1 protein-coding gene is annotated in these 785 nt (G+C 40.8%); it reads right to left on the bottom strand.

Annotated features, from left to right (window positions below; all coding sequences use genetic code 11):
• Nucleotides 1–785, bottom strand: a 785-nt coding sequence (locus tag QMA06_RS16430) for an immunoglobulin-like domain-containing protein (RefSeq protein WP_290208001.1), incomplete at both ends; no start/stop codon positions are given.

Here is a 785-nt window from a genome sequence, read left to right as displayed (position 1 = left end):
GTTACAGCACCAACAGAACAGTTATCAGTAGCATTAGCACCAAGTTCAGTATAAGTATCAGAACAAGCTTCAAGCGTGATGGTAGCAGCACCATTAAGATTTATTACAGGTTTAGTAGTGTCGCTAACCGTAACTATACGAGTTACTTCATCAGCAGCTACACCGTTTGTATCAGTTACATTATATGTTACAGTATATATTCCTGGGGTGTTAGCATCAACCGAGTCGCCACCAACTGTTACAGCACCAACAGAGCAGTTATCAGTAGCATTAGCACCAAGTTCAGTATAAGTATCAGAACAAGCTTCAAGCGTGATGGTAGCAGCACCATTAAGATTGATTACAGGTTTGGTAGTGTCGCTAACCGTAACTATACGAGTTACTTCATCAGCAGCTACACCGTTTGTATCAGTTACATTATATGTTACATTATATATTCCTGGGGTGTTAGCATCAACCGTGTCACCACCAACTGTTACCGTTCCAACAGAACAGTTATCAGTAGCATTAGCACCAAGTTCAGTATAAGTGTCAGAACAAGCTTCAAGAGTGATGGTAGCAGCACCATTAAGATTGATTACAGGTTCGGTAGTGTCGCTAACTGTAACTATACGAGTTACTTCATCAGCAGCTACACCGTTTGTATCAGTTACATTATATGTTACAGTATATATTCCTGGGGTGTTAGCATCAACCGTGTCGCCACCAACTGTTACAGCACCAACAGAACAGTTATCAGTAGCATTAGCACCAAGTTCAGTATAAGTATCAGAACAAGCTTCAAG

It is taken from the genome of Winogradskyella bathintestinalis (assembly GCF_030407435.1).
In the GTDB taxonomy this organism is placed as follows: Bacteria; Bacteroidota; Bacteroidia; order Flavobacteriales; family Flavobacteriaceae; genus Winogradskyella; species Winogradskyella bathintestinalis.
This window is presented reverse-complemented; position numbering and strand designations above follow the sequence as displayed.